At 51.0% G+C, this 24842-nt stretch carries 42 protein-coding genes and 2 pseudogenes; 30 read left to right on the top strand and 14 right to left on the bottom strand.

Features of this window, described 5'->3' with window-relative positions; all coding sequences use genetic code 11:
- Nucleotides 1-48 precede the first annotated feature (48 nt).
- Complete coding sequence (locus tag D9742_RS08265) at nucleotides 49-1257, top strand: site-specific integrase (RefSeq protein WP_130236580.1); 1209 nt, start codon at nucleotides 49-51, stop codon at nucleotides 1255-1257.
- Here the strand turns inward: D9742_RS08265 and D9742_RS08260 are convergent.
- The 13 genes from D9742_RS08260 to D9742_RS08205 all read right to left on the bottom strand — a co-directional run bounded on the left by D9742_RS08260 (nucleotide 1215) and on the right by D9742_RS08205 (nucleotide 8153).
- The gene (locus tag D9742_RS08260) at nucleotides 1215-1451 is read right to left on the bottom strand and encodes a hypothetical protein (RefSeq protein WP_032936075.1); all 237 of its coding nucleotides are present in this window, start codon (nucleotides 1449-1451) and stop codon (nucleotides 1215-1217) included. The genes D9742_RS08265 and D9742_RS08260 overlap by 43 nt on opposite strands.
- A 391-nt stretch (nucleotides 1452-1842) precedes the next feature.
- Nucleotides 1843-2475 carry a hypothetical protein gene (locus D9742_RS08250; RefSeq protein WP_130236578.1) on the bottom strand — a complete coding sequence of 211 codons (633 nt, stop codon included), beginning with the start codon at nucleotides 2473-2475 and terminating at the stop codon, nucleotides 1843-1845.
- Between the two features lie 352 nt (nucleotides 2476-2827).
- Nucleotides 2828-3043, bottom strand: a complete 216-nt coding sequence (locus D9742_RS08245; RefSeq protein WP_205712872.1) for a cell division protein ZapA — start codon at nucleotides 3041-3043, stop codon at nucleotides 2828-2830.
- 62 nt (nucleotides 3044-3105) lie between these two features.
- Entirely contained in the window at nucleotides 3106-4173 is a 1068-nt protein-coding gene (locus tag D9742_RS08240) for a DGQHR domain-containing protein (RefSeq protein ID WP_130236576.1), read from the bottom strand.
- Nucleotides 4170-4358, bottom strand: coding sequence for a DUF1317 family protein (locus D9742_RS08235; RefSeq protein WP_130236575.1), 189 nt, complete (start codon nucleotides 4356-4358; stop codon nucleotides 4170-4172). Before D9742_RS08235 ends, D9742_RS08240 begins: the two co-directional genes overlap by 4 nt.
- The gene (locus D9742_RS08230; RefSeq protein WP_130236574.1) at nucleotides 4355-5035 is read right to left on the bottom strand and encodes a lambda exonuclease family protein; all 681 of its coding nucleotides are present in this window, start codon (nucleotides 5033-5035) and stop codon (nucleotides 4355-4357) included. Before D9742_RS08230 ends, D9742_RS08235 begins: the two co-directional genes overlap by 4 nt.
- Entirely contained in the window at nucleotides 5032-5949 is a 918-nt protein-coding gene (locus D9742_RS08225; RefSeq protein WP_130236573.1) for a RecT family recombinase, read from the bottom strand. Before D9742_RS08225 ends, D9742_RS08230 begins: the two co-directional genes overlap by 4 nt.
- Before the next feature lie 9 nt (nucleotides 5950-5958).
- Nucleotides 5959-6243 carry a host nuclease inhibitor GamL gene (gamL, locus tag D9742_RS08220; protein WP_130236572.1) on the bottom strand — a complete coding sequence of 95 codons (285 nt, stop codon included), beginning with the start codon at nucleotides 6241-6243 and terminating at the stop codon, nucleotides 5959-5961.
- Nucleotides 6244-6250: 7 nt separating this feature from the next.
- A complete protein-coding gene (locus tag D9742_RS08215; RefSeq protein WP_130236571.1) occupies nucleotides 6251-6940 on the bottom strand; it encodes a hypothetical protein in 690 nt (229 codons plus the stop codon).
- A gap of 70 nt (nucleotides 6941-7010) precedes the next feature.
- Nucleotides 7011-7220, bottom strand: a complete 210-nt coding sequence (locus tag D9742_RS08210) for a cell division protein FtsZ (protein WP_107164391.1) — start codon at nucleotides 7218-7220, stop codon at nucleotides 7011-7013.
- Entirely contained in the window at nucleotides 7217-7381 is a 165-nt protein-coding gene (locus D9742_RS23145; RefSeq protein WP_165382774.1) for a hypothetical protein, read from the bottom strand. Before D9742_RS23145 ends, D9742_RS08210 begins: the two co-directional genes overlap by 4 nt.
- A complete protein-coding gene (locus D9742_RS23390; protein WP_276319632.1) occupies nucleotides 7378-7506 on the bottom strand; it encodes a hypothetical protein in 129 nt (42 codons plus the stop codon). Before D9742_RS23390 ends, D9742_RS23145 begins: the two co-directional genes overlap by 4 nt.
- Nucleotides 7507-7841: 335 nt before the next feature.
- Nucleotides 7842-8153, bottom strand: coding sequence for a hypothetical protein (locus D9742_RS08205; protein ID WP_130236570.1), 312 nt, complete (start codon nucleotides 8151-8153; stop codon nucleotides 7842-7844).
- 524 nt (nucleotides 8154-8677) lie between these two features.
- Between D9742_RS08205 and D9742_RS08200 the strand changes: the two genes are divergently transcribed.
- Entirely contained in the window at nucleotides 8678-9052 is a 375-nt protein-coding gene (locus D9742_RS08200) for a hypothetical protein (RefSeq protein ID WP_130236569.1), read from the top strand.
- A gap of 14 nt (nucleotides 9053-9066) precedes the next feature.
- Here the strand turns inward: D9742_RS08200 and D9742_RS08195 are convergent, their stop codons facing one another.
- Nucleotides 9067-9759: a helix-turn-helix transcriptional regulator gene (locus D9742_RS08195; RefSeq protein ID WP_130236568.1), complete on the bottom strand. Its 693-nt coding sequence runs from the start codon at nucleotides 9757-9759 to the stop codon at nucleotides 9067-9069.
- Between the two features lie 128 nt (nucleotides 9760-9887).
- On the opposite strand from D9742_RS08195, the gene D9742_RS08190 reads away from it, so the two are divergent.
- The 28 genes and pseudogenes from D9742_RS08190 (at nucleotide 9888) to D9742_RS08065 (ending at nucleotide 24832) form a co-directional block, all read left to right on the top strand.
- Nucleotides 9888-10118: a YdaS family helix-turn-helix protein gene (locus D9742_RS08190; RefSeq protein WP_130236567.1), complete on the top strand. Its 231-nt coding sequence runs from the start codon at nucleotides 9888-9890 to the stop codon at nucleotides 10116-10118.
- 98 nt (nucleotides 10119-10216) lie between these two features.
- Nucleotides 10217-10759 carry a toxin YdaT domain-containing protein gene (locus tag D9742_RS08185; RefSeq protein ID WP_130236566.1) on the top strand — a complete coding sequence of 181 codons (543 nt, stop codon included), beginning with the start codon at nucleotides 10217-10219 and terminating at the stop codon, nucleotides 10757-10759.
- Between the two features lie 85 nt (nucleotides 10760-10844).
- Nucleotides 10845-11846 (top strand): replication protein, encoded by a 1002-nt coding sequence (locus tag D9742_RS08180; RefSeq protein ID WP_240780468.1) that lies wholly within the window; start codon nucleotides 10845-10847, stop codon nucleotides 11844-11846.
- Entirely contained in the window at nucleotides 11843-12532 is a 690-nt protein-coding gene (locus D9742_RS08175) for a replication protein P (protein WP_130236565.1), read from the top strand. Before D9742_RS08180 ends, D9742_RS08175 begins: the two co-directional genes overlap by 4 nt.
- A 1-nt stretch (nucleotide 12533) precedes the next feature.
- The gene (locus tag D9742_RS08170; protein ID WP_130236564.1) at nucleotides 12534-12827 is read left to right on the top strand and encodes a protein ren; all 294 of its coding nucleotides are present in this window, start codon (nucleotides 12534-12536) and stop codon (nucleotides 12825-12827) included.
- A complete protein-coding gene (locus D9742_RS23140) occupies nucleotides 12824-12982 on the top strand; it encodes a hypothetical protein (RefSeq protein ID WP_165382771.1) in 159 nt (52 codons plus the stop codon). Before D9742_RS08170 ends, D9742_RS23140 begins: the two co-directional genes overlap by 4 nt.
- Nucleotides 12983-13120: 138 nt before the next feature.
- Nucleotides 13121-13336 (top strand): annotated as a pseudogene (locus D9742_RS08165) (DUF551 domain-containing protein); the annotation flags it as partial.
- Entirely contained in the window at nucleotides 13329-13610 is a 282-nt protein-coding gene (locus tag D9742_RS08160; protein ID WP_130236563.1) for an ASCH domain-containing protein, read from the top strand. The pseudogene D9742_RS08165 and the gene D9742_RS08160, both read left to right, overlap by 8 nt.
- A 49-nt stretch (nucleotides 13611-13659) precedes the next feature.
- Nucleotides 13660-13932 carry a hypothetical protein gene (locus D9742_RS08155; RefSeq protein WP_130236562.1) on the top strand — a complete coding sequence of 91 codons (273 nt, stop codon included), beginning with the start codon at nucleotides 13660-13662 and terminating at the stop codon, nucleotides 13930-13932.
- A gap of 177 nt (nucleotides 13933-14109) precedes the next feature.
- The gene (locus tag D9742_RS08150; protein ID WP_130236561.1) at nucleotides 14110-14559 is read left to right on the top strand and encodes a recombination protein NinB; all 450 of its coding nucleotides are present in this window, start codon (nucleotides 14110-14112) and stop codon (nucleotides 14557-14559) included.
- Nucleotides 14552-14722, top strand: a complete 171-nt coding sequence (locus D9742_RS08145) for a NinE family protein (protein WP_107164404.1) — start codon at nucleotides 14552-14554, stop codon at nucleotides 14720-14722. The genes D9742_RS08150 and D9742_RS08145 overlap by 8 nt, the downstream gene beginning before the upstream one ends.
- Nucleotides 14715-15009, top strand: a pseudogene (locus D9742_RS08140) (DUF1364 domain-containing protein). Before D9742_RS08145 ends, D9742_RS08140 begins: the two are co-directional and overlap by 8 nt.
- Entirely contained in the window at nucleotides 15006-15365 is a 360-nt protein-coding gene (locus D9742_RS08135) for a RusA family crossover junction endodeoxyribonuclease (protein WP_130236560.1), read from the top strand. The pseudogene D9742_RS08140 and the gene D9742_RS08135 overlap by 4 nt, the downstream one beginning before the upstream one ends.
- Nucleotides 15362-15472 carry a hypothetical protein gene (locus tag D9742_RS23135; protein ID WP_165382773.1) on the top strand — a complete coding sequence of 37 codons (111 nt, stop codon included), beginning with the start codon at nucleotides 15362-15364 and terminating at the stop codon, nucleotides 15470-15472. Before D9742_RS08135 ends, D9742_RS23135 begins: the two co-directional genes overlap by 4 nt.
- A complete protein-coding gene (locus D9742_RS08130; RefSeq protein WP_130236559.1) occupies nucleotides 15472-16161 on the top strand; it encodes a bacteriophage antitermination protein Q in 690 nt (229 codons plus the stop codon). Before D9742_RS23135 ends, D9742_RS08130 begins: the two co-directional genes overlap by 1 nt.
- Before the next feature lie 255 nt (nucleotides 16162-16416).
- Nucleotides 16417-16815 carry a putative holin gene (locus D9742_RS08125; RefSeq protein ID WP_107164408.1) on the top strand — a complete coding sequence of 133 codons (399 nt, stop codon included), beginning with the start codon at nucleotides 16417-16419 and terminating at the stop codon, nucleotides 16813-16815.
- Nucleotides 16812-17087, top strand: a complete 276-nt coding sequence (locus D9742_RS08120; RefSeq protein ID WP_130236558.1) for a phage holin family protein — start codon at nucleotides 16812-16814, stop codon at nucleotides 17085-17087. The genes D9742_RS08125 and D9742_RS08120 overlap by 4 nt, the downstream gene beginning before the upstream one ends.
- Entirely contained in the window at nucleotides 17084-17629 is a 546-nt protein-coding gene (locus D9742_RS08115; RefSeq protein WP_240780469.1) for a glycosyl hydrolase 108 family protein, read from the top strand. The genes D9742_RS08120 and D9742_RS08115 overlap by 4 nt, the downstream gene beginning before the upstream one ends.
- On the top strand, nucleotides 17626-17898 hold the full coding sequence (locus D9742_RS08110; RefSeq protein ID WP_107164411.1) for a hypothetical protein: 273 nt from the start codon (nucleotides 17626-17628) through the stop codon (nucleotides 17896-17898). Before D9742_RS08115 ends, D9742_RS08110 begins: the two co-directional genes overlap by 4 nt.
- Entirely contained in the window at nucleotides 17855-18052 is a 198-nt protein-coding gene (locus tag D9742_RS23385; protein ID WP_107164412.1) for a hypothetical protein, read from the top strand. The genes D9742_RS08110 and D9742_RS23385 overlap by 44 nt, the downstream gene beginning before the upstream one ends.
- A gap of 60 nt (nucleotides 18053-18112) precedes the next feature.
- On the top strand, nucleotides 18113-18334 hold the full coding sequence (locus D9742_RS08100) for a hypothetical protein (protein WP_130236557.1): 222 nt from the start codon (nucleotides 18113-18115) through the stop codon (nucleotides 18332-18334).
- A gap of 138 nt (nucleotides 18335-18472) precedes the next feature.
- Nucleotides 18473-18982 (top strand): hypothetical protein, encoded by a 510-nt coding sequence (locus tag D9742_RS08095; RefSeq protein ID WP_130236556.1) that lies wholly within the window; start codon nucleotides 18473-18475, stop codon nucleotides 18980-18982.
- Between the two features lie 83 nt (nucleotides 18983-19065).
- Nucleotides 19066-19674, top strand: a complete 609-nt coding sequence (locus D9742_RS08090; protein ID WP_130236555.1) for a terminase small subunit — start codon at nucleotides 19066-19068, stop codon at nucleotides 19672-19674.
- Nucleotides 19658-20950, top strand: a complete 1293-nt coding sequence (locus D9742_RS08085) for a phage terminase large subunit (RefSeq protein WP_130236554.1) — start codon at nucleotides 19658-19660, stop codon at nucleotides 20948-20950. The genes D9742_RS08090 and D9742_RS08085 overlap by 17 nt, the downstream gene beginning before the upstream one ends.
- Nucleotides 20947-22512 (top strand): DUF1073 domain-containing protein, encoded by a 1566-nt coding sequence (locus D9742_RS08080; RefSeq protein WP_130236553.1) that lies wholly within the window; start codon nucleotides 20947-20949, stop codon nucleotides 22510-22512. Before D9742_RS08085 ends, D9742_RS08080 begins: the two co-directional genes overlap by 4 nt.
- Nucleotides 22493-23131 carry a phage minor head protein gene (locus tag D9742_RS08075; protein ID WP_165382772.1) on the top strand — a complete coding sequence of 213 codons (639 nt, stop codon included), beginning with the start codon at nucleotides 22493-22495 and terminating at the stop codon, nucleotides 23129-23131. Before D9742_RS08080 ends, D9742_RS08075 begins: the two co-directional genes overlap by 20 nt.
- Nucleotides 23131-24300 (top strand): DUF2213 domain-containing protein, encoded by a 1170-nt coding sequence (locus D9742_RS08070; protein ID WP_130236551.1) that lies wholly within the window; start codon nucleotides 23131-23133, stop codon nucleotides 24298-24300. Before D9742_RS08075 ends, D9742_RS08070 begins: the two co-directional genes overlap by 1 nt.
- Before the next feature lie 10 nt (nucleotides 24301-24310).
- A complete protein-coding gene (locus D9742_RS08065; protein ID WP_130236550.1) occupies nucleotides 24311-24832 on the top strand; it encodes a hypothetical protein in 522 nt (173 codons plus the stop codon).
- The last annotated feature ends 10 nt before the right edge of the window (nucleotides 24833-24842 follow it).

Genomic DNA, 24842 nt, shown 5'->3' with positions numbered 1-24842 from the left:
GTGTACCAAATTGTGTACCAATTCCGACAAAGCTGAACAGGGACAAGCATGCCTCTCAACGATACCAAACTCAGACGTATAGCTGGCAAGCCATATGATGGACCAGAGGAGATTGCTGATGGTGGTGGGCTTTCTGCCAGGATCAGTCCAAAGGGACTTATCACCTTTCAGTATCGCTATCGCTTCAACGGGAAACCGGCCCGGCTAAAACTTGGCACGTACGGCAAGATGTCGATCAAAGAAGCCCGCGACGCGATGGAGGAATGCAAGGGCTGGCTGGAAGAGGGACGCGACCCGGCAATGCAGCGGAAGAAAGCCAGGGACATCGTATCCAGTTCACCGAGCATCAATACTCTCGTTGATGAGTGGCTTGAAACGCCATCAGTGAAAGAAATGGTGAAGTACGAATACTGGAAACGGATGCTGAAGCTTCACGTTACCGACAATTATGGTCGACTGATAGCAGATGAAATGAGCCCAGTTGAGTGGGAGCAGATATTCCTGCGCATAACGAAAGGTGGTTCCCCGGTACAAGCCGGTAACGTTCTGGTGAAGATGAAGCAGGTGATCCGCTATGCGCTGCGCCGAAAACGTATTACTTCAAATTCGCTAATGTTGCTCGAAATTAATGATGTCGGTAGCCGACCGGATGACGGGGAGAGATTCCTGAATGATGATGAGATAGGCGCGTTCTGGAATGCTATCGATAAAACCAAAATGTCATGGCAAAACAAAATGCTGATCCGCATTGTAGCCCTTACCGGTTGTCGCGGCGTTGAATTGAGGCTGGCAAGGAAGGGTGATTTTGACCTGAAGGCGCGGGAGTGGGTTATACCGAAAGAGAACTCGAAAACGCGTAAGCGCTTTGTGCGTGGGATTTCTCAGCTTGCAGCCGATTATTTACAGAAGGTTTTTGATGTGTACCCCGAACAGTCAATCGTATTTCCGCCTGCGAAGTTACAGGTGGACAGACCTATGGCGGCCAGTACATTGATTTCCATTGCGGGGCAGGTTGAAGAGGTTATGGGTGGGGAGCATTGGTCCTTGCATGACCTGCGAAGAACGTGCAAAACAAAGATGGCTGAACTTGGTGTAGCGCCTCACGTATCAGAGAAAATACTCGGGCATAAGCTAACGGGGATGCTGGCTGTTTATGACCAGTATGATTACATCCCCGAGCAGCAGGCAGCAGCGGAATTGTGGGCTGATAAGATTCAGGCGTGTGCAGCCAATAGTCCTTTATCTTTGCAGAACTGAATAACTTCTACATAGCGGAAGAGAGCACCACCTTTAGGCGGGTGGATTTCTTCCACTTCCTGCGGGAATGGTGTGCCAGATTCTTCCCACTGTTTGCGCTTTCGATAAAATGTGGTTCTGGAGATACCGCCAAGCATCTCCTGAACGCGCTCACGGTTAACCAGAACCGGCTGAATGCTGATTGTTGTTTGCATGCTTTTCTCCAGGCAAAAAGAAGCCCGGGCGAACCGGGCAAATGGGGGATAACGTGGCAGTGTATTGGCACCCAATAGCCAGCTCATAACTGGCTATCAGTTGCGCTACCTGTCATGTATATTGATTTGTGTTGAAAGAGGATAGGTGCATGGCTACATATAAGCAGATCCAGGAATACGTCAAAGCTCATAATGGTGTAAGCGTAAAAACATGCCACATCGCTCATGTTAAGCACATGCATCGATTCAAGATGAGGCAGGCGCCGAACCGCATTTCTCCTGACTCAAGGGTTTATAAATGCCCTGATAATTTTGTCCCTCTTATTGAGCAAGCAATGAAATATTTCGGGATGATTGCTTAGCCTTATCATAGTTTTCTTATGTGATGCTGTTAAATATTCTCAGTCTTATGACGTGCGAATAGATATTTAAAATATAACTCTTTAGTGTTGCTGATCTCTATTTTTAAATCATTAAGGATCAATAGATTGAAAAGCTTGTCATGTATCTCGAAAACTAAATCACGTAGCTTTATCAGATCAATAGTTGATGTGTAATCATTCAGATTATCATGAAATACCCCATCCCATGTGATTTTGGGATGAGTAATTAATATGTTGTTTTTCTTGGTTAATCGATAAATAACATTAGTTTGTTTCACATGCTGAGCCTCACACAGTAAGCTTCCATTATGCAAAAGGCCGTTTCTGAGGGAGACCAATGATTCTATATCATTCGATGGTAGATTTGTATTAAGCTCAAGGCAACGTTTTATTCCATTTTGCTTGTTAGAAGATTTTCCTTTCGGCGTGTAAAGGGTGCCCATTTGGTCCATCATGGCAAAAGATGTCATTAATGGAACGTATTGATTAGTTCTGTTATTATTAAAGGATGCGGATAAAGTTTCTCTTAAGTCATGGAGGCTTGATGATAAATAGCAGTTTTTTAGTTCTATAGAATTTGCGATGTTATATAAATGAACATACGCAAGTTCATCGGTGTTTAACTCATCCAAGTTTTTCATGGAAAAAAATCATGAGTAGCGTAAGGCTTGCTTGGGTCGAAATTTAGCATGGAATTCCACATGTATAATATAAGTAAGTATAATGATAGACGATATATAGTCTAACTTTAATCTTTTGTGATTAGAAGCTATCTAACCTCACATTTCGGTTTCTGTCCATGGCGCAATAGCACTTTGGAATCCTTTATATCAAGGAACCACCGACTCACGCTGCAACTCTTCGACGACTGATACGTCGTCTGCAAAATCTGCTATGGTCAGTGCTCCATGAACTGTCGGTTAATTCGGTTGAAGGTGAACGCGACCAGTAAAAAAGGAGCCTGTAGCTCCCTGATGATTTTGATTTTCATGTTCACCGTTCCTTAAAGACGCCGTTCAATATGCCGATCGCCAGACTTAAATGAGTCGGTGTGAATCCCATCAGCGTTACCGTTTCGCGGTGCTTCTTCAGCACGCTACGGCAAATGTCATCGACGTTTTTATCTGGAAACTGCTGTCTGGCTTTTTTGATTTCAGAATTAGCCTGACGGGCAATGCTGCGAAGGGCGTTTTCCGGCTGATGTGTCATTGAACAAGCCCCATGTCGGCAAGCATAAGCACACAGAATATGAAGCCCACCGCTAGAAATTGTCATGCCGCCTCCGTGAGTTGCTTAGAGGTGATGATTTGCACCAGACGGTCAGCAGCTGCTTTCTGTGCAGGAACGGAAGCAATAATGGTCGGCCGTTCTTTGTCGATATTTGCGCAGACGCCGCCCCATTGCGAAATCAGGAAGAAGTCTTCCATCTCAGAGGAGCCCGCACGGCTCGTCAGTTCCTCAATCATCTGGACGATATCGACGATTGAGTGTTCAGCCATTAGCCGCTGAACGGCGTAGCCGAAGGCGTTGATCATCACCGCATGGAACTGAATGTAGTCGCGCTTGTAGTCAGCCTGGTTCGTGCAGTGGCGAATCGCATCAATCTGTGTAAGAGACAGCCAGGCTTCCCAGATGGATTCGATGTCTCCCATTTCAAGCGGCTTACTCCCCGCACTGGCAAACTTGGCTGTGGCGTCACTCAGCGCTTTGAAGCTCACCCACAGCTTACTTTTTGCAGGAACGACGTTATGCTCGAAGTCGGTTACTTCTGAGAAAGTGTCGTGCTGCGAAAGGAACGTCACCATCCCCTGCGCAACATCATTGCGCCCGTCATATGCCATATTGATCGCGGCAGATGGCTTGGACACATTGTTGTTGATATCAGAGAAGAACTGCTGGCGCGCTTTAAGCGGTAATTTGTGAGTCAGCATCAGTGGAATACTGATTGGTTCGCCATATTTGCGGCAGAATTCAGCAATGCCCGCCGCGCGGTGCTGGCCGTCGAAAAGTTTTATTTCGGCGTCCATAGGGAACCGTGCAACGCCGACATTCGTGTTTCCGTATTCATCAAACTCGATTTCTGAATTACAGTTTCCAACCAGCGGCGGGATGATGAACGGCTCTTTATTTTCATATGCGCGGACAAGGTATTCGTAGAACTTCTTGACGCGCGCAGGATTGATTTCACGCTGGGAGCGTTCGAGAGTACTGCCAACGTTGTCTGAAGCCAGAACGCGTGCCAGCGTGCGGGCCGGGACTGTCATCATCAGAGTGACAGTGCTTCCCTGTAGGCCGCGGGATGCTGGGAACTCAAAGAAATAATCGCCAACTGCACTCATACTGCCTCCTGTTCAGGGTCGCTTTGTACATACAGCCCCCGTTTATTATTTATCGCCTCAGCCAGCCGCTGTGCTTTCAGTGGATTTCGGATAACAGAAAGGCCGGGGAATACCCAGCCTCGCTTCGTAACGGAATAGACGAAAGTGATCGCACCTACCCGGATATTATCGTGAGGATGCTTCATCGCCATTGTTCCCCAAATACAAAACAAATTTCAGCCAGTGCCTCGTCCATTTTTTCGATGAACTCCGGCACCATTTCGTCAAAACTCGCCATGTACTTTTCATCCCGCTCAACCACAACATAATGCAGGCCTTCACGCTTCATACGCGGGTCATAGTTGGCAAAGTACCAGGCATCTTTTCGCGTCACCCACATGCTGTACTGCACCTGGGCCATATACGCAGACTTGATGGCTTCGATACCGCCAAGGCGGAATTTCATGAAATCCCGGGAGGTAAACGGGCATTTCAGCTCAAGGCCATTGCCGTCACTGCATAAACCATCGGGAGAGCAGGCGGTACGCATGGTTTCATCATGGAATAGGATCGGCGATTCGGTAACGTTAACGCCGGTAGTGAATTCGAATAGCATCCGGGCATCTTCTTCATACTGCTTACCCCATGCCAGTGCTTTAGCGTTAACCTCTGGAGCTATACCGGTACAGACCTCGGCGAGAAGAGTATGGAAATATGACATCTTCATGTCCGTCCATTTCTTTCCTGATCGAGGCTTGGAGATGACGTTGTGCACTTCAGAGGCGGTTATGACGCCGAGGCGCAGCCGGTGCCACGCCTCATCACCTTGCTCGAGGGTGTTAACGTCAATGCCGGTACGCGTCAGGATAATTTCTGGTGTCATGCCGCCGCCCTCTGTTTGAGGAATCCAAGAGCCTTAACGGCTTCTGGCTCAGTAAGCTCTGATGACTCACGGATGTCGCGCTTAAATATGCGAGAACACAGCGGCAAAAGATCGTCATCCCATGTTTTGTCCATTGCCATAAGTACGCCGGAAATCTCCTGCAGTATTTCCATGCTCACCGGTGTAATGTTCCGCTCTGATTGCCTCTCATCGGAAAAATTGATTCCTTCCTGCCCCTCGGTGTTAACGTGGTCGATTGCAGCATCAAGGCGCTCGCGTCGCGGCCAGTATTTTGCAGCCTGCTTAACAACCGTCTTGAGAATCATCTGCTCTTCGTCAGTAACCCACGGGCATTTTTTGCTGCTGTCCTGTTTGTACTTCTTCCAGGCTTCAGATCGGTCACGTATCGCGTAGATAGCATCGATGCGCATCGTATGTGTAAGATAATCGCCATCATCCGTCTTGATGACGACGTAGGAACCGACGATGTCTCCGCGCTGTTCTTCGGTGTCAAAGTCGTTGTAGATGTGGATCGGCGGCTTATCGAGCCCCTCGCGGCGGAACTGGTCGTTTCGACGAACTATGGCCGACTGACACCACTTAATGGCGCCAGACTGCTGCGCAATGTGCATCAGGCCCATGTAACTGATGTCTAGGCAAATGGCCCCTTTACGCGGAACCAGGTAAGCTAGCTTCTGAGCTGGGTTGAGCGAAATACCGATAGCCGCAACGTTGATGATCGCGTTCTGCGTGCTGGTCTGGTTCTGGAATGCAATCTTGGCGAGGTAGTCGTTGTTCTGAAATAACTGGATGGCGAACTGGCTTTCCTTCGCCCACACCATCCGCTCGTCAGTGGCCGCCTTAATGAAAAGCGGTTCCTGTTGTTTGACGAAATCAACAAGGGTTAAACTCATAATCACTCCTTAGAACGGGCAGCCGGTACGGAGTTCCCAGTCGGATTCCGCTTGGGCGTAAGCAACTGCCGAAATGAAATCGTTGTATGCCTCGCCAGCTTTATCGCTGCGAAGTCCTTCGTATGGGCTGGAGTCAATCGGTACGGAAAAGTGGAAGAGGCCAGACGGCTCTTTGGGCATCATGTCGATGATTTGCTGCGCCCGGTCGTCGATCCACTTCTCTTTCTGATCGGTGAGCAGCTGTTCAACCCAGCGCCGATCTTCGATACGGTCGTAAGTGAGGAATGCGTTCATGGTTGCCTCAGTAATGAATTTTCGCGCAGGGGATCAGGTCATCTTTCAGAGCGGTAAGGACTTCGATAGCCTGTTCGTGTGTTAAGCTGGTGTGGCTGGTTAGCGCGTTAACGATGTTTGTGCCGACCGTCTTCCGGTGCTTCACGTCTGCTTCTCGCTTCGCCTGCTCATCGGCTTTGCGTTTCTCTTCCGCCAGGCGACGCAGTTCTTCGCGGTCATGGTCGAAAGCATCGTTCATCAGCAGGGCCATCTCGTGGTCTGCTTCAAACTTGCCCGCCAGCTCCAGATCTAACTTGATGTTCATCTCCAGCGCTTCGGCGTGCAGCGCGTTCATGGCTTCTTCAGCCTTGATGTGTTCCTGCTCGGCTTCCCATTCTGTGAGTGGGCGGCGGGTCGCATCGCGCAGCTCGTTACACGCATCAACGAAACGCTTAATCTCGGCCTCAGCAGGACGCACAGCCTCTTTAAGACGCTTCAGGTACTCACGGCCTGGTTTTTCGATTGCCGTCTTGCTGCGGGATACCTGCGCCGCCAGAGAGGCGATACGGTCACGGCCTTTCTTCGTGGACAGGTCTGGTACTTCGTTTACTGCCATGCGGATTTGTTCGAGGTAAGCATCAAGGCCGCCCGCTGCGTAAAGCACTGGTGCCTGCTCCGGCTTGATTTCGATGACAGTTAAGTCCGTTACTTCGCTCATGGTTTCTCCTGAAATTTGGATGTGCAGATCCCGCCCGCAGAAAGACAGGCTGAACGGTTGAATAGGGTGGTTAGTGCTGGATAGGGTTTCCGCGTCCGTCGAGAAGGACGTCAATCACGCAGTCACTGAGACGGATGATTTCTGCATCGGTGTGCAGGTATACCCATTTTCTCTCCTGGATTACTGCTGAGACGCGATAGGTGCGGCCTTTGTGCAGTGCCATCATGCCGGGAGTGACGCACTGGCGAATCATTGGAGTCGTTCCGTAGTGAGACATCATTTCTTACCCTCCACCTGAGCCAGTAAACCAGCAACATGCATCTGCCAGCGGTTCAGCGTGACTTGCTCTCGCGGGTTGGTGAGCGACGTTAGCCGCCATTCGTTATTGTTAATGGCGCAGCGCTTTACGGTGTATTGCTTGCCGTTGTGGGTGACTGTCATGAAGCAGCCTTAAGAGCCTTTTCGGCTTCTTTGATACGGGCTGCGGTGCCAGCATTCGGAGCAATTTCATTAAGGTGACGAGCGTCTTCCAAAAGCTTAGCGATTATCTCTTTCAGGTCTGTCATAAATCCTCTTGGCCTTATCGCGGCGAACGGAACGGTTAATACAAGACTTCTGCGCTAATGGGCGGTGGATAGCCGCCGTTCATAACTGAGCGTCCTCTGAGAAGCCGCTGAGGTATGAAAAAAGCCGCATTGGGCTGCTTGTGTTGAAATCCTTTGTGGTGCGGTGCTGGGATGCTTATCTTCCCAGTTACTGTCTGGCAGCTGCATTTCACCGCACTACAAAACATTCCAGATTGTTGCCGGGGTATTTATCCATGCCCGGCGCATGGTTTCCTTGCTTTCCACAGACAAAGGAAATTGCTAAATTGGCTATTCCACAGGCAATTAAGGAATGATTAATGAACACTAGTACGCTGAAAATTCACTGCCCCGATTGCGGAAGTGAACTCATCAAGAGACCCGACGATTTCGACTTTGATAGTAATTTCGTGGATGTATCCTGTGCTGATTGCGGGAGGAACATAACGAAGGACGACGTTATCGAACAGGCCACTAAGGCTGCCAAGAAGCAGGTCGATGACATGCTGCGGAAGACCTTCAAAGGACCCGGATGGAAGTTTAAGTAGCTTTATGGCTTCCTCCATTTTCTGAACTGCCTCTCTGGCGTCGAGCGTGAGCATCATCGGCGCCCTTATAACATCTCCCATATCTCACCTCTCTGTCGTTACCCGCTGATGCGGGAGAAATGCTTTGGTTCTGACTCCCCACAAGGAAGCAGGGAAGGCCGTCGTCGCCTTGGTGAGCCATTAACTCACCAACTAGCTGATAACTGTCTGCCAGCCCAAAACATTCCCTGTATTGGTCAGCGTCAACTCCCTGCCAGTGTTGCCCGTTCTCACGCCGTTCTCGCTCTCGCGCGGGGATATTCTCTCACCGACCGGATCGCACCCGGTGATACAGCACGTTTACGTGTAGGGGTCTTAACCGGTCATTGACGCTGTAAATCTGCATTTTGTTAAAAAGCAGGCGACTTGCTGTCCGCCGCTGGCTAACTTCGCTCAGCTGTCGATGTTTCGTTTCGATAGGCTAATAATAGCTATGGCGATTATTGTAGTCAATCGCTTAAACGATATTAATGATAGCTGAGGCGATAAATGTGTGATTGATATGGCGATTTTTAATTAAAATTATTTACGTGGTAATCTGTTTTTTTCGGTGAAGGAGTGAATAAATGGAACTTCAAGAGTGGGTTGATAGGTTGCGGTGGCTGAGTCATGAACAGATCGTTCAAGTTCATTTCGGGCTTCAGGAAGAGATTAAGAAATATTACAAACTGAGAGATGAAGCTAATAATCTTGCGCGCGCTGAGCATCTGTGTGAGCAAATGATTGCTCTTACAGAATTGGCATTTCCGGCGCTGAAGAGGGCTCATGATAAAAGAGTAGAAGAATATGAGTCGTTAACTGGCAACAAGTACCCGAGCGAATTCTATCCGCCATCACACTATGGATTTTCTCAGTTAGTGGTGATCTTGAAGAAAAGAAAGGATTACAAGCGGATTGAAGAACTTCGTGAAAAGATGATTAAAGATGGGTGGAGGTGCTAAGCCCGGTAACCGGGCTATGCGAATCTTTTATAATCTATCGACTGTCGTAAAAGCACTCTTGCCATGACATAGAACTGGTCTTCATCACCAGGCTCAACATACCACTTCTCGTAAATAGGGTTATCAGAGATTACAGCCAGGCGGTCACGCTGCATCTGAAGTCGCTTGACGTGTAATGTTTTACCAAAAGCAAAGACATAAACGCCATCACTGTCGAATGCAGTGACGCCGATATCAACAAAGATTTGGTCTCCCGGAGAAATTGTTCCATCCATGCTGTCACCGCTAACTGTGATGACCTTGATATTTTCAGCTGGGCGGTTACCGAACAGAGAGCGCGCTTGCTCAGATGTGTATTCAATAGCTCTAATGGTTTCAATGAAATCGCTGGTAACTAAGGCACCCGGGCCCGCACTGGCTTTAACGTCGAGAACATCCACGCGATAGATCCCACTGTTTGGCTTTCTAACCTTGTATAGTGTAGGGGATTCATTTGCGCTACCGGCAAACATTTCACCTTCGCCAGTAGACAGCCATTCCGGACGCACACCGAGAACCGATGCAATTTCTACAGTTTTGCGTGAGCTGCTCGCACCATTCAATAGCTTATTAACGCTGGATTGCGCCATCCCTACAGCTTTTGCGAGCCTGCCCTGCGTATATCCTGCGGAAGACATCGCATGCGCTAAGCGCTCAGAGAATTCCATACACACCCCTTAAAAACACTTTCTTTAATCCTATCGCCTATGCGATTGTTTAGCAAAAAATCGCATAGGCGATTGACATTCACCAGGGTGATAATCATAATCGCTTAAAATTGATAGTTGAGGTGATTATGAAAAACCCCGCAGTAGAAAAGGCGATTGCCATTGCTGGCAGCCAGAAAGAGCTGGCGAAACGTTGTGGGAAGGCCCAATCAACGATCTGTGACTGGCTGAATGGCAAGAAGCGAATTTCGCCAGTCCATGTGCTCGACCTTGTTAATGCGGTTGATGGGGAGATTAAGGCTTACGAGTTTCGTCCAGATCTCCCAGCAATTTTTCCGCATCCGGGCTCCATCGCCTGAGCCGCGCAACAGCTCACCGCTCTTTAACAATCTGGAACCCTATTAAACCGGCTGAGTAATCAGCCAATTATTAACTATTCAACGATAGAGATAGCGATATGCAATCACTTACGTATCAACAGAGTACCGGAATACACAGTAGCGTGCTGATAAATCGCGCTCAACCGGAACCGGACAATAATCATGAGTTGATCCGCGCGGCGGTTCGCGGCTGGTCAGCTGCTATCGACAATCAGGACGTGGTGTCAGCGCTCATCATCAACGAATATCGGGAGCAGGGCGGGACTGCTATCAGCTTCCCGGAAGACATCAGCCGGGCGCGCCAGAAGCTCTTTCGCTTCCTGGATAACCGCTTCGACTCCGAGCAGTACCGAGAAAACGTGCGGAAACTGACTCCAGCAATCATGGCTGTTCTGCCGCTGGAATATCGGGAAAAGTTGATGCCGGAAGATAGCCTAATGGCTCGTCTGGTACGCATGGAGAAGGAAACCAGCGAAGCGAAAATTGCCGTCGCAATGGATGCGCCACGGCATCAGAAGCTGAAAGAACTGAGCGAGGGGATTGTGGAGATGTACCGCGTTGACTCTGGCTTAACCGGTCCGCTGATGGAAATGGTTCAAATGATGTTGGGGGTTGTATGACGGTTTCAAAAATGGCGAAAGCCGCTCTGCGCGAACAGAAGCGGCCTTCAGGTGGAATTAACTGGATCAATTCACAGGAGTAATTATGACAAATATCGCCAGAGTATTCAACTTCCCGGCGCCTGAGCCGGGATACTTCCGGAGCAACAGAATGGAGAACAAAAAGTTCGGCCATTTCTCTCTGTTCAGAAGTCTCCTTCAAACAGATTGGGCTAAAGATACCGCAAAAATGGCTCTCTGGGTTCGATTGCTGGGAGAGGCTTCCTACCGCGTCAGAACAGTTGAATTTGCCAATAAGCAATGGGAGCTATCAAATGGTCAACTAGTCACTACAGCGGCCATTCTTGCAAGAAAACTTCGTGATCAGGACGGGAAAGAAAAGAGTCCACAAGCAGTAACCAGAATGCTTAATTTCTTCATCAAAGAGGGGATGATAAGCACTGAAGGAAACCGGTTTGGAACAGTGATAACCATCACAAATTACGCCTCGTATCAGGTCGCTTTACCCGATGAACCTTCCGATGAACCTTCCGACAAAGGAAAAGGCAGTAATGGCGCGGGTTTGAGGTTGGTAGCCGATGAACCATCCGATAAACCAACCGATGAACAGAACAAGACATTAACTAACAATAATAAAAACAATAAGACCTCTACGTCCGAGAATTCTGACGAATCCTCTGACAAGCTTGGAAAGAAACCTCCTGTCTTGAAACCTGAAGCGGCAATTCAGAGCGGCACAAAGTGGGGTAACTCAGAAGACCTTCGCTGTGCAGAGTGGCTCTTCGATGTCGTGCAAAGCATCTCTTCGTCTGCCAGAAAACCGAACTATGCAGCATGGGCCAATGATATTCGCCTGATGCGAGAGCGTGACCAGAGAACTCACAAGGAGATCGCCACGCTGTTCAAGTGGGCCTGTGAAGACAAATTCTGGAAGGGAAACGTGCTTTGCCCTTCAACACTGCGTGAGAAGTGGACGCAGCTCGATATCCAGCGCACGAAACAAATCACTGGTGAAACCAGAACGACAGGTAACAAGCCAGAACTCGACTTCAACAACACTGACTGGGCCTATGAGGTTATGCGATGAAATCTTTTGCAGAGCAGTTACGTAACCACGACCGTGAGCAGATGAGCCGCATAGCCCATAACCTGCCAGAGCAGTACCAGGAGCGCGCGCCGGTTGAGCAGGTGGCTCTGGTATTCAACGGACTGTTAAACCAGCTGCGTGCCGCGTTTCCGGCCAGCATGGCTAACTTCCGCACCCAGGACGACCTGAACGAATTCCGCCGTCAGTGGCTGCTGGCGTTTCAGGAGAATGGGATCCACTCAATGACCCAGGTTGATGCCGGTATGCGTATAGCACGCCGCCAGGAGCGCCCATTTCTGCCGTCGCCGGGCCAGTTCGTCGCTTGGTGCAAGCAGAGTGGCGGGGTACTGGGTATCACCATTGAACAGGTGATCACCGAATACTGGGACTGGCGTAACCGTTCGTTCGAATTCACCTCCAGCGAGCAATTCCCTTGGTCACAGCCGGTCATGTACCACATCTGCCTCGAACTTCGCCACCGCAGCACAGAGCGCCAGTTAACGCATGGTGAGCTGGCGCGTGAGGCCGGTGTCCTGCTGGACATGTGGGAGAAGCGTGTCTGTGATGGTAAGCCAGTGCCGCCTGTGCGTCGGGCAATTGCCGCACCAGTTGCCGATCGAGGACCGACGCCTATCCAACTGCTGCAGGCGAAGTACAACCGCAACAAGTCGAGCGGAATGGTGTGAGATGACTGGTAAGCAGGCAATTCTTAATTACCTAAAGACGCATAAAAATTTTTGTGCGCCTGATGTATCAGCAGCCAGCGGAACAACGATGACCAGCATCAATCAGGCTGCAAACATCATGTTTCATGACGGAGTAATTGTCCCTGAAGGAAGGGTATGGAGAACGGTGTATTACCGATACTCCACAGAAGCGGAACGTGAAGGCCTCGTTAGTACCAACGGGATATTTCAGGAATGCAAGAACTCGGCAGCAATGCAGCGTGTACTGGCGTTTTACGGGAGAACATCAGCATGAAACCAACTTATCAAGAACTGGAACTGCAACTTGCCGAGTCACATAGCGAGTTCCGGGCAGCAGATGCGACTATTCACAATCTGGAACTGAAACTCACCGATATGGCAGTACATCTCGCTAACGCCGAGAGCAAGTGCAGGGAGCTGGCGGCGTAGAATGTAACCGACGATGAGCGAATTATGGCTATAGAGGGTATTCATAACTGCGAACAGTGCGGTGATGAAGGGCTTGTTGTTGGCGAAATGGGTATCACGCGCTGTACGTGTGGTCAGGCTGGCAACTCTCCGGCAAATCCGGATTGTTGGATAAGCTGTAGTGAGCGAATGCCTGAGGATGGTCAGCACGTAATTATTTTATGTGATGGCGCATTCGTTCTTTATGCGCAATATCGAGACGGTGAGTTTTTCGATATTGTCCGCAATGGTGATGAATTTTTTGAAACACAGAGCCGCAGTGTCACCGACTGGATGCCGCTGCCAGAACCGCCGCAGGAGGTTAACCGTGGCTAACCTGCAACTTGCAGTCAAAGGTGAATACTTCGATGCCATGATTCGCGGAGTGAAAACGGAAGAGTATCGCCTTGTTAATGACTACTGGAAAAAGCGCCTCTTTAACCGCGAGTATGACCGTCTGATCATCACAAAAGGATATCCGAAGCGCGATGATTCCAGTCGTAGAATTGACGTCCCGTATGGCGGATATGAAATCAAGGTAATAACACATCCGCACTTCGGCCCTGATCCGGTTAAAGTTTTTGCTATAAAGGTGAGCATTAATACTTAAACCATTTTAAACTCAGTCTCGATCCGGTTTACCTAAAGCAGGAGAGTTAATGATGGAAAAGGTGAAGGTTTTTACACGAGAACATTTCAGTGACTATATGGATGCTGAATATATTTATTCTACCCGGCAGGGGAGGAATGGGCCGGTAGCAAATCATCAAATCACTATAGAAAAGAGTGAGCTAAGTGATGGCCTTTTCCTAGGCATGCCCTACAAGATGGCCATAAGCTTGAACGTGGTTGGGGCCGAAGATGGGTATAGAGATTATTATTTTGTCCACGATACAGCCGATGGGTATGTTTTTCAGACCAACCCCGGATAATTGATTTTCTGAAATCAACCAGCCATAATCGCGTCATCGGAGCCTGAACAACTTCGATGACTTCTGCGCATTTAAGGGGACTTAAATGCGACCACAATCTGAACTCTTCACCTTGTCACAGATGCAGAAATGCACCTGCGATTTTCTGCATTCTGCGTTACCTCCCGGAGGTGGCGTGTGAAGCAACAATTCCACCTCATGAACGACGCCATCAAGCAGAACGCTATCAACTACATCCGCCAGTTGCCGGTGGATGCCAGACGACCACTGATTCTCGACATCAAGGAGATGACGCGCACGCTGGATCAGAATCGCAAGATGTGGCCGTTACTGAAAGACCTCTCTGACCAGGTAACCTGGTTCGGCAATAAGTACGACCCTGACGACTGGAAAGACCTGATCACCGCGATGGTCGCCAAGGCCAAAAAGCAAGAGCAGAGGATGGCACCTGGTCTCGACGGCGGCGTTGTGATGTTCGGTCAGCGTACAAGCAAGATGACCGTTCGGCAGATGGTTGAAGTCATTGAGGCTATCTACTGGTTCGGTACGCAGCAGAGCGTGAAGTTCAGCGAGAAATCCCGCCTCGAAATCGAATGGGCGAAACAGTGGGGTGAGAAGCATGGCTAACCTCATCAATCGCGTCATGAATGGAGGCATCTACAAAGTACCGGCGCACAGCAAGCGTAAGCCGGAACTGAGCCCATCAGAAATACCCACTCTCAAAGATTACACATCCCGCCTGGTGGATCAGAAATGGCTGCGTCTCGCGGCACGGAGGCAGCATGGCTAATTTGTGCAAAGCAGCACGCGGGCGCGAATGCCAGGTGCGGATCCCTGGGATATGCAACGGAAACTCTGAAACTTCGGTGCTGGCACATATCCGTATAGCTGGTCTATGCGGTACCGGAATCAAGCCGCCTGACCTGATCGCCACCATCGCATGCAGCAGCTGCCACGACGAGATTGATCGCCGTACGCGTCTTGTCGATGCGGAATATGCGAAGGAGTGCGCGCTGGAAGGCATGGCACGCACGCACGCAGGTTATTTGGCTGAAAGAGGGGCTCGTGAAGATATGAATATTTACGATATTACTCCTGTCAGCAAACCTCGCATGACTCAACGGGACAGATGGGTAAAACGTCCGGCAACAGCAGCGTATTGGGCTTTTAAAGCCGAAGTACGCCTGCTAGGGATCTGCCTGCCTGAATCCGGTTATCACGTCACCTTCATCATTCCCATGCCAAAAAGCTGGAGCCAGAAGAAGCGGGCACAACTGAATGGCCATGCTCATCAGCAGAAACCGGATAAAGACAACTTGGAAAAGGCGTTACTCGATGCCATTTTCGACGACGACAGCCGCGTCTGGGATGGCCGGGTGACAAAGCTCTGGGGAGAGAAAGGGCAGATCATTATTGGGGAGTGTGCGCCGTGACCAGAGACGAGATAGCACGGTACCAGGCAGAAAGCGTTAAGCGCGCCAGCATGCCACCAATAGCAAAGCACACTAAAACCAGCCAACCACAGAAGGAAGCCGCTTAATGAACACTCAATACCTCGAATACGTTCGCCAGCAGCTGATTGTGGCCACGGCAGATATGAGCGGAGCAACGAAAGGTCAACTGGTAGCATTCGCCGAGAACGCGATGTTTACAGCCACTCCACGCAGCCGGGGCAGGATGAAGGTGGTCAACCCGGTGAACGGGCGTTTAATGAATCCCAATAACCCGCCGATCCCCGGCCAGCAGTCACGCGCGAAAGGCTCCCACATTCCACTGGTCAACCCGGTGGAGTTCTCTACAGCATCATGGCGCCGCGCGGTACTGTCGTTGGACGAACACCAGAGGGCGTGGCTGCTATGGAGCTACAGCGAGAACGTGCGCTTCGAATATCAGGTGGCGATAACCCAGTGGGCGTGGGCAGAGTTCCTGGAGCAGCTCGTCGCGAAGAAGATGGCTGGCAAGACGATGGAGCGCCTGAAGAAGCTTATCTGGCTGGCGGCGCAGGACGTCAAAGCGGAGTTGGCGGGTAAGGATGCCTACGAATACCAGGCGCTGGCAGAACTTGCTGGCGTGGCGAAATCCACTTGGACAGAAACCTATCTTCCTCACTGGCTGGCAATGCGCAACAGCTTTAAGCGGCTCGATAGCGGCTCGCTTATGGCCGTAACGCGATCACGATCACAACAAAAGTCGACAAATTATCAGCAAGATATTGCAAAACCGAACTGAAACGCTTATATTTCATGTAAATCTGATATCGTCGCCATAGCTTTGGTTGTCGACCGAATTACAAAAATAGCCCCAGTTAATCGCTGGGGCTTTTTCGTATCTGGATACCTACCAGGACCATAAGAGCGAAAGCTCAACGCACCACCCTCATCTTGCCCACTGCGCCGTGGGCTCTTTATTCAGGCCGCCGACAATCACCTTCATATGCCACGTAGCTATCGTGTCGGACGGCCTACCTCTATACACGGAATAACTATGTCTGAGCCAATCACAATTGCCAGTGGGGTGACCTCCGCTACGGTAGGGATCACTTTCGCTACGATGTTCCCGGAGGCGACGCCTGGCGTAATGTTATGTGCGCTGGCCGGGGCGGCAATGTATGTGCTGACCTCAGAGCCTCATCAACTCTGGAAGCAGATGCTCTTCGCGGTCATCTCGTTCATGGGAGGCGTGTTCTTCTCCGTTCCCATGGCCAAGATTCTCGCCGGGATTATCAACACAGCCCTCGGGCTGTTGCAGCCGCCGGTCAGTATCGAAGTCTCACCGAATGTCGGTGCGCTGGTATCCGCTTCCATTTCCGTCGCAGTCCTGCTTCGAATCGTCGCCAAATCACGACGCGGCAAGATGCCCGGGCTGGAGGAGGAAGGGAAATGACATGGCATTCTGTCATCCTGGACGCAAACGCGATCATCTGCATAGCGATCGTGATGCGTCTGATGTTCTTCAGTAAAGCCGGGAAGACACACCGACCTGGTTACGCGTGGATGGCTTACCTGCTTATTCTGGCTGCTGGCTTCACCGCTTTCCGTATTCTTCTCGGCTATTACAGCAACGTTGATCCGGGTGAGTTATTCCTCAACCTAGCAATCTGTATTGCTGTCTGGCGAGTCAAAGGCAATCTGGCGAAAGTCGTAAGGGATGAATGATGACCAAAGACGATATTTTCAACAGCATCCTCGGCAAAGAGGGGGGCTATGTTAATCACCCGAACGACAAAGGCGGCCCGACGAACTGGGGCATCACTCAGGCAACAGCTCGCGCCCATGGCTATACCGGGGACATGCGAAACCTGACCCGTCAGCAGGCCATGGAGATTTATGAGGCTGATTACTGGTACGGCCCACGCTTTGACCAGGTAGCAAACATCTCCCCGGCTATCGCTGCCGAACTCTGTGACACCGGCGTGAACATGGGGCCATCAGTGCAGGTGAAATGGTTCCAGCGCTGGCTGAACGTATTCAACAATCAGCAACAGCTATATCCCGACCTGATTGCCGATGGCAAGATTGGTCCACTCAGCATCAGTGCGTTGAAATCGTTCCTGGCTAAACGCGGGAGTGAAGGGGAAGCCGTATTGCTTTGCGCACTTAACTGCAGCCAAGGTCAGCGGTATCTCGAGCTGGCAGAGCAGCGCCAGCAAAACAAGTCGTTCGTTTATGGCTGGGTGCGGGAGCGCGTAAGCCTATGACGAAACTGAAAGCTGTTCTGGTGTTTATTGTTACCGCTGCGCTGTTCACTCTCGGTGCTTTCGGTCTGGGCAGTATGCGCGGCCGAGAAAAGGCAGAAGCCGAAGCGGATAAACAGCGCACCGACGAAAATGCAGTAGCCACCAAAGCCGCAGCAGAACGCCGCATCGAAGTAATCAAAGAGGCCAGTAATGTACAGCAGACTGTTAGCCATATGCCTGATGACGATGTTGATCGCGAGTTGCGCGGAAACTGGACCCGCAAAGGTTGAAGTCATCGAAGCTGGTTGCGACTGGGTAAAGCCAATCTACCTGACTGACAGAGACATCACAGTCATGGACAAGCAGACCAAGCGTATTGTGCTGGCGCATAACAAATCGTGGCAGGTGAACTGCCAACCAAACAGTGCGAAATTTATTAAATAGTAGGTTGATTTAGGAAAGGTTGATGGCATAGTAAATCCTACCATTTAATGAGGATTAATTATGGCAACTGAAGAAACTAAGCGCTATCTGGCTCTTGGTGGCGAAATGCATGGCAGTGTAGTTACTGAATTGAGCGATGAATACCAGCCGTTAGATCACATGGCTGCAACTGGGAATGGACCATTTCGGCATTATTCTATTGCATGCCATGATAGCTACGACCGATCGAAAACATTGAATGATATAGAGGCTAGCGGGTTTCACACACACAGAGTAGAGTGAATCAAATCACAAATTACTACGAAAACAAGCCGCCACTGGGCGGTTTTTTATTGCCATCAGCTTAGACTTTACAGCAGGCATTCACGGAGTACCTGTGATAATGCTATAAATAATCACCTAAAAAGATAAAGGTGATCTATGAAAAGGTTCATAGCTTCAATTGAGGCTTCACTTGAAAGTGAAAATTGGTTAGCCGCGTTATTTATGGCGCTTGCTATGCCAGATATTTGTAGAAGCTTAGAGAGACCTGATATTGAACAGGGGACAACGGGGAAATGGTATAGGGACTGGGTAACCCGTTACATTGAGGACAAATATACTGCAAGTCGTTTTGAAAAGTGCAAATTCTACGCGCAAGATTTTTGGCTGTATCGTTGTTCTTGTCTTCATGCTGGTACTGATCCGGAAAACAAAAAGAGAATGATGAAGTTCAATTTCACCCCCCCTCCCGGCTCAGATAGTCTGGTGCATCTAAACTATTTTGATGGAAAGCTACAGTTGCAAATCGATGTGTTTTGTCGAGATATGATTGCTGCCGCCAACCGATGGTATGAGGAAGTAAAAGAAGATCCAGATATAATCGGCAGATTGGATGGGCTTATAAACATATCATCTACTTCATTTGGCTCATCCATACGTTTCACTTAACCGCCTCCGGGTAGTTTTTTATTGTCATCACAAAGGCCACTTTCGAGTGGCTTTTTTAATGGTCTTAACCAACAGGAGTTCCCATGGCATCGAAAAAGCTCACGGCAGAGCAGCAGCAGCTTTTCGATGCGCTGACTCCGCTTCAGAAAAAGTTCTCACTGGCCATCATCAAGGGTAAGAACCAGACCGACGCATACAAGGCAGCCAAGGGGAAAGCTAAAGGCGATAACCTGCGCAAGGCTGCTCATGCGATTGCGACAAATTGCGACGTTTTAGCGTTCCTTGCATCTGTCCAGGTATCAGCAGTAAGCGACGCCATCATGACCCGCGAGGAAGCACTCAAGCGACTGACCTCAATGGGCCGCGCGCGCATCACTGACCTCGTTGATTTCGGTGAGCATGTAGTCGGCGAGGATGAGGACGGCCGTGACGTCATTCAAGCTACCTGGAAGTTTAAGGACTCAGTCAAACAGTCACCAGAATTACTAGACGCCATCGCTGAACTGACTGCCGGTAAAGACGGCATCAAGCTGAAGCTGCACGACGCTCGCGGCGCTATTAAGCAACTCGGGGAGATGGAAGGTTGGGAAGCCCCGAAGGTAACGGACAACATCTCTTCTGACGGCTCAATGGCTACAAAGCCGACCACCATTCGTTTAGTTGGAGTTTTGCCTGATGGGAGCAACAGCTGATCTCCAGATCCCCGCGAAGCTCGTACCGGTATTCACTGCTGAGAATGTCCGTTACCGCTGCGCTTATGGTGGCCGTGGTTCGGCTAAGACACGCACCTTTGCTCTGATGAGTGCTGTGCGCGCTTACGAGAAGGCAGAAGCCAGAATAAGCGGCGTGATTGTTTGTGGCCGCGAATACATGAACTCCCTCGAAGAGTCGAGTATGGAGGAAGTTAAGCAGGCAATCCGCTCCGTGCCGTGGCTCAATGATTACTTCGACATTGGCGAAAAGTACATCCGCACGAAGAACCGTCGCGTCAGTTACGTGTTCTGTGGCCTGCGGCATAACCTCGACAGCATCAAGTCAAAGGCGCGCATCCTGCTGGCTTGGGTGGATGAGGCGGAGTCAGTATCTGACGTCGCGTGGAAAAAGCTTCGCCCTACAGTACGTGAAGAAGGCTCAGAGATTTGGGTGACGTGGAACCCGGAGAAAGACGGTAGCGCCACTGACAAACGCTTCAGAAAGACGCCACCGAAGAATTCCATCATCGTTGAGATGAACTACAACGATAACCCGTGGTTTCCCGAGGTGCTGGAAGAAGAGCGGCAGGACGACCTCGCAACACTGGATTACGCCGATTACGCGTGGATCTGGGAAGGTGCTTACCTCGAGAACTCCAATAAGCAGGTGCTGGCGAATCGCTATATCGTCCAGAGCTTTTCTGATGACCTCTGGCAGAAAGCCGATCGCCTGCTGTTCGGCGGTGACTTCGGGTTTGCCGAAGACCCATCAACGCTCATTCGCGGCTTCATCCTGGATAACTGCCTGCATATCGAATACGAGGCCTACGGTAAGCACGTAGAGCTTGATGACATGTGGAAGTTCTACGCCGGGAAGGATGGCGCCAAGCCTCGCCAGCTTGAAGAGTGGAGGGTCACCGACGATGCGAAATTCCCTGGCATCCCCGAGGCGCGGAAGTGGCCTATCAAGGCAGATAACTCCCGGCCTGAGACCATCAGCCATATCAAAGCGCAGGGCTTCAATATCGCCGCCGCCAAGAAGTGGCAGGGCAGCGTTGAAGACGGGATCGCCTATCTGCGCGGGTTCAAGAAAATCATCATTCACCCGCGCTGCAAAGAGACGGCAAAAGAAGCCCGGCTCTATTCCTACAAAACAGATCGCGTCACCAGTGAGGTGTTGCCGATTATCGAAGACAAAAACAACCACTGTTGGGACGCCGTCCGGTATTCACTGGATGGGCTGATCCGCAGAAAAGGGAAGGGCATTTTCTCATGAACTGGAACTGGCTTAAGTGGTTTCGACCAAAAGCAGCAGTAATTGTTGAAGAGGCGAAGCCTGATCCGGAAAAGAAGAAACGAGCAGGCACCTTCTCAACGCACAAGCAGCATACCAATTATACGTTAGATGACCTGTCAGGATTGGCATTCCCGGTTCGTGCGGTACATCAGGTGGATGCGACCGGCAAGGCAATGGATGAGTCATGCGCTCAACCACCATCTGCCGGATACCGCTTCTCAACACTCGGCGGCGTGCCGGACAACGTGGTCGGATGGTTCCTGTCGCAGGGATTCATCGGCCATCAACTGTGCGCCGTTATGGCTCAACAGTGGCTGGTTAATCGCGCCTGCAAAATCCCGCCAGAGGACGCCACTCGCAACGGCTGGAAGATTACAGGCGTTGACCCTGAGAAGGTTCAGCAACTGGAGAAAATCGACCGTAAGCGCGGCATCAAACGTCAGGTACAGGAGTACGCTCGGTTTAACCGCGTATTCGGGATCCGCATTGCCATCTTCTGCGTGGACAGCGACGACCCGCAATATTACGAGAAGCCATTCAACATCGACGGCGTTACCAAGGGAAGCTATCGCGGCATCAGTCAGGTTGACCCGTACTGGTGCGCGCCGGAGTTGGAAGGTGTGGATGTAACCGAACCGTCGTCGGAGAACTTCTACGAGCCGACATATTGGCGCATAGCCAATAGGCGCTATCACCGTTCGCACCTGGTCATCATTCGCTACTCAGAAGTCGCTGACGTGCTCAAGCCGACGTATCTGTTCGGTGGGCTTCCGTTACCCCAGCTTATCTGGGAGCGCGTGTACGGCGCTGAGCGTTCGGCTAACGAGGGACCGCAGTTGCTGATGTCGAAGCGGATGAATGTCATCAACACCGATCTCGAAGAGGCCATGGCCGATCCAGATAAATACATGGAAAAGCAGCAACTGGCAGCGGAATCACGAGACAACTTTGGTTTCATGAATCTCGGGACGGACGATGTCTACGCGCAGCACGAAACCTCTCTTGGTGACGTCGACTCGGTGATCATGACCGAGTACCAGTTGGTAGCCTCGGTTGCGGAGATGCCAGCAACGAAACTGCTGGGGACTTCACCAAAGGGCTTCAACCCAACCGGTGATTTCGAGATGTCAGCATACCGCGAAACGTTGGCAGGTATTCAGGAGCACAGCTGCACACCGTTCTTGAATCGACATTACCAGTTACTGACCAAATCAGAGTTCGGCGAAAGCATGGATATTGAGGTGGTGTGGAATCCCCTGGACGAACCTACCGAAACCGAGCAGGCGCAGACCGGCCTGGCGAAAGCTCAAACCGCGCAGATTTATCAGGAGTTGGGCGTGGTAAGCGCTCAGCAGAACCAGCAGAAGCTCAAGGATGATGAGTCCAGCGGCTACGAGTTTGAGGAGGTAGACGATGGCGGAGAAGAAGACGACGGACTTGCAAGAGCAATCGCGGCCGTTCTTCAGCCCCCTGTATCTGGAGCAGCAGTACCAGCGCAGGCTGAGACGGCTGGTGAACTGGATGAAGGGCAACCTGTCTGATGAGTTGCTGGCAACCAGTGGCCCGTCGCTCGACTCAAAACTGACAACACTGTCTGGCAAATACGCCAACCTGTTCCGCGATTACGCCCCCACGATGTTTAACCCGGTACTCGACGGCGCTGATAAGTCTACTCAGCGGCAATTCACCGCGCTGAAACTTGACGATGCAGTCAACGCAGACACCGTGCGCGGGTACTTTCGGGACGCAGCGCAGAAGAACGCGCAGCTGATATCGACGTTGCCGACGGATCACATCGAGAGGATTCGAAAAGCTGTGGCCGAGTCGCCTGGCGACCTGTCCGCGCTGAAAGACATCCTGTCTGATGCCAACGGCAAACTCGACCGTCGCTCCCGAAACATCGCATTGGACCAGACGCGAAAGGCGTACAACGACACGGCGATGATGAAGGCCCAGGCAACTGGGGCAACCAAAGGCATCTGGATCCACTCGCATCGGGGCCCTGCTCATTCTCGTCCTAAACATGTTAAGGCGCACGGCGAAGAGTTCGACCTTTCCGTTGGCCTTCCGGTGGGCGATAGCGGTCAGAACGTCATCCCCGGAGAGGAAATTAACTGTCGTTGCACATTCAAACTGGTGGTCGACTTTGGAGTGAAATAATGACAACCGGCGCTAAAGCCCTCGACCGTTCCGCTCGAGTCGTCGACGACAACGGGTGGATCAACGTCGAGGGGAATCCAATCACTAAGGCCGGGATATTCGATTATCTCGGCAGCGAGATACCCGGCGCGCCAGACCCAGGCAAGATTTATCAGGTATATCGACCAGCTGAAGAACTCAGCAAGCCGGAGACGCTGGAGTCTTTCAAGCTTATTCCCTTTACCAATGGGCATGCATGGCTTGGCACTGAAGGCGTAGATGCTGGGGATGCTGGAGTCGCGGGGATCGTAGGAGAGAAGGTCTATTTTGACCCTCCATACCTTCGGGCAAATCTCCGAGTGTTCTCTGACGAATTGAAGCAGGCCCTGCAATCTGGGAAGACTGAACTATCCCCTGGCTACAAATACGACGTTGACCCAACGCCAGGTGTGTTTGAAGGAATACCGTATCAGTACGTGCAGCGAAATATCCGCTGCGGAAACCATCTAGCCCTTGTTGATGAGGGCAGAACAGGACCTGACGTCGCAGTGATGGATCAGGCCATAAACCAAAACTCCGACGGAGATAAAACAATGACTTTAGAGGAACTGATCGCGGCGCTCGGCAAGCTGGACGCCCCATCAATCGCCGCTGTCATGGCTGCACTTCAGCAGATGAATCAGCCGGAAGTACCAGCTGAGCCGGTTCTTGATGAGGATCCTATCGACCCGGCAGCAGCGCCAGCGGAAGACGAAGACCCGAACGCACCTAAGGCTGAGGATGAAGACCCTGACGCTCCGAAAGCAGAAGACGAGGATCCTACCGACACGCCAAAGGCTCAGGATGCCAAAATCGCCGCGCTGACTAAGCAGGTGAACACCCTGACCAAGCAGGTTAAAGCACAGGACACTGGCGCGCTGCTGAAAGAACTCGGCAAACGCAACGAACTGGCTAGTCGACTTACTCAGCACATCGGCGCGTTTGCGTGCGACTCCATGGATACCGTGGCGGTGGCGAAGTACGGCCTGGAGAAACTCGGCATCAAAGGTACCGCCGCCGGGCATGAAGTTTCAGCCCTGAATGCTGCTCTGGCGATGAAGTCTGCAACTCCACGCACCATCGTTGCATTCGGTCAGGACGCAGCACCGACCAAAGACAACGCTGTATCTTCCGCAATCGATGCTCTTTAAGGGGAACAGAATGACCTTTCAAAAAACTGTAAGCAGCGATCTGGCATGGGGCATTCCCGGTGAACATGCGCTGGCAGGCGACGTTCGTGCCGAGCCTGTGCAGCTGAAAACTAAATTCGATGGTACTGCTGGTAAACGCGTCCCGTTCGGCGCAGTCGCACTAACGCAGGCTGCTGGTGATAATGGGCTGGTATCCATCGGCGGTTCCGGGACATATGTTGGTATTCTGTCATCACCGAAAGAGTGGGCGGCTTATACCGCGCTTGGTGGTGATGCGGCAGGTATCGAGGCAGGCGCTCAACTGGAAGCGACTTCGCAGACTCCTGGTATGTTTATGGAGTTGACCACTGCCGCGGGTGTTGGTGATGCGATCGCATACAAAGCTGATGGTTCCCTGGTTGCTGCTCCGTTATCCGCTGCCCCCTCCAGTTCTACTCTGATCCCTGGCTCCCGCGTCGTGCGTTACAACGTGACTACCGGAATTGCAATCGTCGCCCTGCAGCAACTGCCGACTCCGGCCGTAGCACCTTAATCCAAGGAAA

Origin of the sequence: Escherichia sp. E1V33 (assembly GCF_004211955.1) — a bacterium.
Lineage (GTDB): Bacteria > Pseudomonadota > Gammaproteobacteria > Enterobacterales > Enterobacteriaceae > Escherichia.
Note: the sequence above shows the minus strand (reverse complement) of the source record. Positions and strands in the feature narration are given on the sequence as shown.

Bases quoted from the DNA above. Each gene is read 5' to 3' on its own strand.
- D9742_RS08080 (WP_130236553.1), top strand. From the start codon at position 20,947: ATGAACTGGAACTGGCTTAAGTGGTTTCGACCAAAAGCAGCAGTAATT.
- D9742_RS08170 (WP_130236564.1), top strand. From the start codon at position 12,534: ATGACTGGTAAGCAGGCAATTCTTAATTACCTAAAGACGCATAAAAAT.
- D9742_RS08260 (WP_032936075.1), bottom strand. From the start codon at position 1,451: ATGCAAACAACAATCAGCATTCAGCCGGTTCTGGTTAACCGTGAGCGC.
- D9742_RS08180 (WP_240780468.1), top strand. From the start codon at position 10,845: ATGACAAATATCGCCAGAGTATTCAACTTCCCGGCGCCTGAGCCGGGA.
- gamL (WP_130236572.1), bottom strand. From the start codon at position 6,243: ATGAACGCATTCCTCACTTACGACCGTATCGAAGATCGGCGCTGGGTT.
- D9742_RS08215 (WP_130236571.1), bottom strand. From the start codon at position 6,940: ATGAGCGAAGTAACGGACTTAACTGTCATCGAAATCAAGCCGGAGCAG.
- D9742_RS08070 (WP_130236551.1), top strand. From the start codon at position 23,131: ATGACAACCGGCGCTAAAGCCCTCGACCGTTCCGCTCGAGTCGTCGAC.
- D9742_RS08175 (WP_130236565.1), top strand. From the start codon at position 11,843: ATGAAATCTTTTGCAGAGCAGTTACGTAACCACGACCGTGAGCAGATG.
- D9742_RS08230 (WP_130236574.1), bottom strand. From the start codon at position 5,035: ATGACACCAGAAATTATCCTGACGCGTACCGGCATTGACGTTAACACC.
- D9742_RS08250 (WP_130236578.1), bottom strand. From the start codon at position 2,475: ATGAAAAACTTGGATGAGTTAAACACCGATGAACTTGCGTATGTTCAT.
- D9742_RS08205 (WP_130236570.1), bottom strand. From the start codon at position 8,153: ATGGGAGATGTTATAAGGGCGCCGATGATGCTCACGCTCGACGCCAGA.
- D9742_RS23390 (WP_276319632.1), bottom strand. From the start codon at position 7,506: ATGACAGACCTGAAAGAGATAATCGCTAAGCTTTTGGAAGACGCTCGT.
- D9742_RS08095 (WP_130236556.1), top strand. From the start codon at position 18,473: ATGAAAAGGTTCATAGCTTCAATTGAGGCTTCACTTGAAAGTGAAAAT.
- D9742_RS08090 (WP_130236555.1), top strand. From the start codon at position 19,066: ATGGCATCGAAAAAGCTCACGGCAGAGCAGCAGCAGCTTTTCGATGCG.
- D9742_RS23145 (WP_165382774.1), bottom strand. From the start codon at position 7,381: ATGACAGTCACCCACAACGGCAAGCAATACACCGTAAAGCGCTGCGCC.
- D9742_RS08125 (WP_107164408.1), top strand. From the start codon at position 16,417: ATGTCTGAGCCAATCACAATTGCCAGTGGGGTGACCTCCGCTACGGTA.
- D9742_RS08225 (WP_130236573.1), bottom strand. From the start codon at position 5,949: ATGAGTTTAACCCTTGTTGATTTCGTCAAACAACAGGAACCGCTTTTC.
- D9742_RS08195 (WP_130236568.1), bottom strand. From the start codon at position 9,759: ATGGAATTCTCTGAGCGCTTAGCGCATGCGATGTCTTCCGCAGGATAT.
- D9742_RS08200 (WP_130236569.1), top strand. From the start codon at position 8,678: ATGGAACTTCAAGAGTGGGTTGATAGGTTGCGGTGGCTGAGTCATGAA.
- D9742_RS08245 (WP_205712872.1), bottom strand. From the start codon at position 3,043: ATGACACATCAGCCGGAAAACGCCCTTCGCAGCATTGCCCGTCAGGCT.
- D9742_RS08085 (WP_130236554.1), top strand. From the start codon at position 19,658: ATGGGAGCAACAGCTGATCTCCAGATCCCCGCGAAGCTCGTACCGGTA.
- D9742_RS08130 (WP_130236559.1), top strand. From the start codon at position 15,472: ATGAACACTCAATACCTCGAATACGTTCGCCAGCAGCTGATTGTGGCC.
- D9742_RS08100 (WP_130236557.1), top strand. From the start codon at position 18,113: ATGGCAACTGAAGAAACTAAGCGCTATCTGGCTCTTGGTGGCGAAATG.
- D9742_RS08120 (WP_130236558.1), top strand. From the start codon at position 16,812: ATGACATGGCATTCTGTCATCCTGGACGCAAACGCGATCATCTGCATA.
- D9742_RS08240 (WP_130236576.1), bottom strand. From the start codon at position 4,173: ATGAGTGCAGTTGGCGATTATTTCTTTGAGTTCCCAGCATCCCGCGGC.
- D9742_RS08145 (WP_107164404.1), top strand. From the start codon at position 14,552: ATGGCTAACCTCATCAATCGCGTCATGAATGGAGGCATCTACAAAGTA.
- D9742_RS08155 (WP_130236562.1), top strand. From the start codon at position 13,660: ATGATGGAAAAGGTGAAGGTTTTTACACGAGAACATTTCAGTGACTAT.
- D9742_RS08190 (WP_130236567.1), top strand. From the start codon at position 9,888: ATGAAAAACCCCGCAGTAGAAAAGGCGATTGCCATTGCTGGCAGCCAG.
- D9742_RS23140 (WP_165382771.1), top strand. From the start codon at position 12,824: ATGAAACCAACTTATCAAGAACTGGAACTGCAACTTGCCGAGTCACAT.
- D9742_RS08135 (WP_130236560.1), top strand. From the start codon at position 15,006: ATGAATATTTACGATATTACTCCTGTCAGCAAACCTCGCATGACTCAA.
- D9742_RS23385 (WP_107164412.1), top strand. From the start codon at position 17,855: ATGTTGATCGCGAGTTGCGCGGAAACTGGACCCGCAAAGGTTGAAGTC.
- D9742_RS08075 (WP_165382772.1), top strand. From the start codon at position 22,493: ATGAAGGGCAACCTGTCTGATGAGTTGCTGGCAACCAGTGGCCCGTCG.
- D9742_RS08115 (WP_240780469.1), top strand. From the start codon at position 17,084: ATGATGACCAAAGACGATATTTTCAACAGCATCCTCGGCAAAGAGGGG.
- D9742_RS08210 (WP_107164391.1), bottom strand. From the start codon at position 7,220: ATGATGTCTCACTACGGAACGACTCCAATGATTCGCCAGTGCGTCACT.
- D9742_RS08065 (WP_130236550.1), top strand. From the start codon at position 24,311: ATGACCTTTCAAAAAACTGTAAGCAGCGATCTGGCATGGGGCATTCCC.
- D9742_RS08110 (WP_107164411.1), top strand. From the start codon at position 17,626: ATGACGAAACTGAAAGCTGTTCTGGTGTTTATTGTTACCGCTGCGCTG.
- D9742_RS08235 (WP_130236575.1), bottom strand. From the start codon at position 4,358: ATGAAGCATCCTCACGATAATATCCGGGTAGGTGCGATCACTTTCGTC.
- D9742_RS08265 (WP_130236580.1), top strand. From the start codon at position 49: ATGCCTCTCAACGATACCAAACTCAGACGTATAGCTGGCAAGCCATAT.
- D9742_RS08185 (WP_130236566.1), top strand. From the start codon at position 10,217: ATGCAATCACTTACGTATCAACAGAGTACCGGAATACACAGTAGCGTG.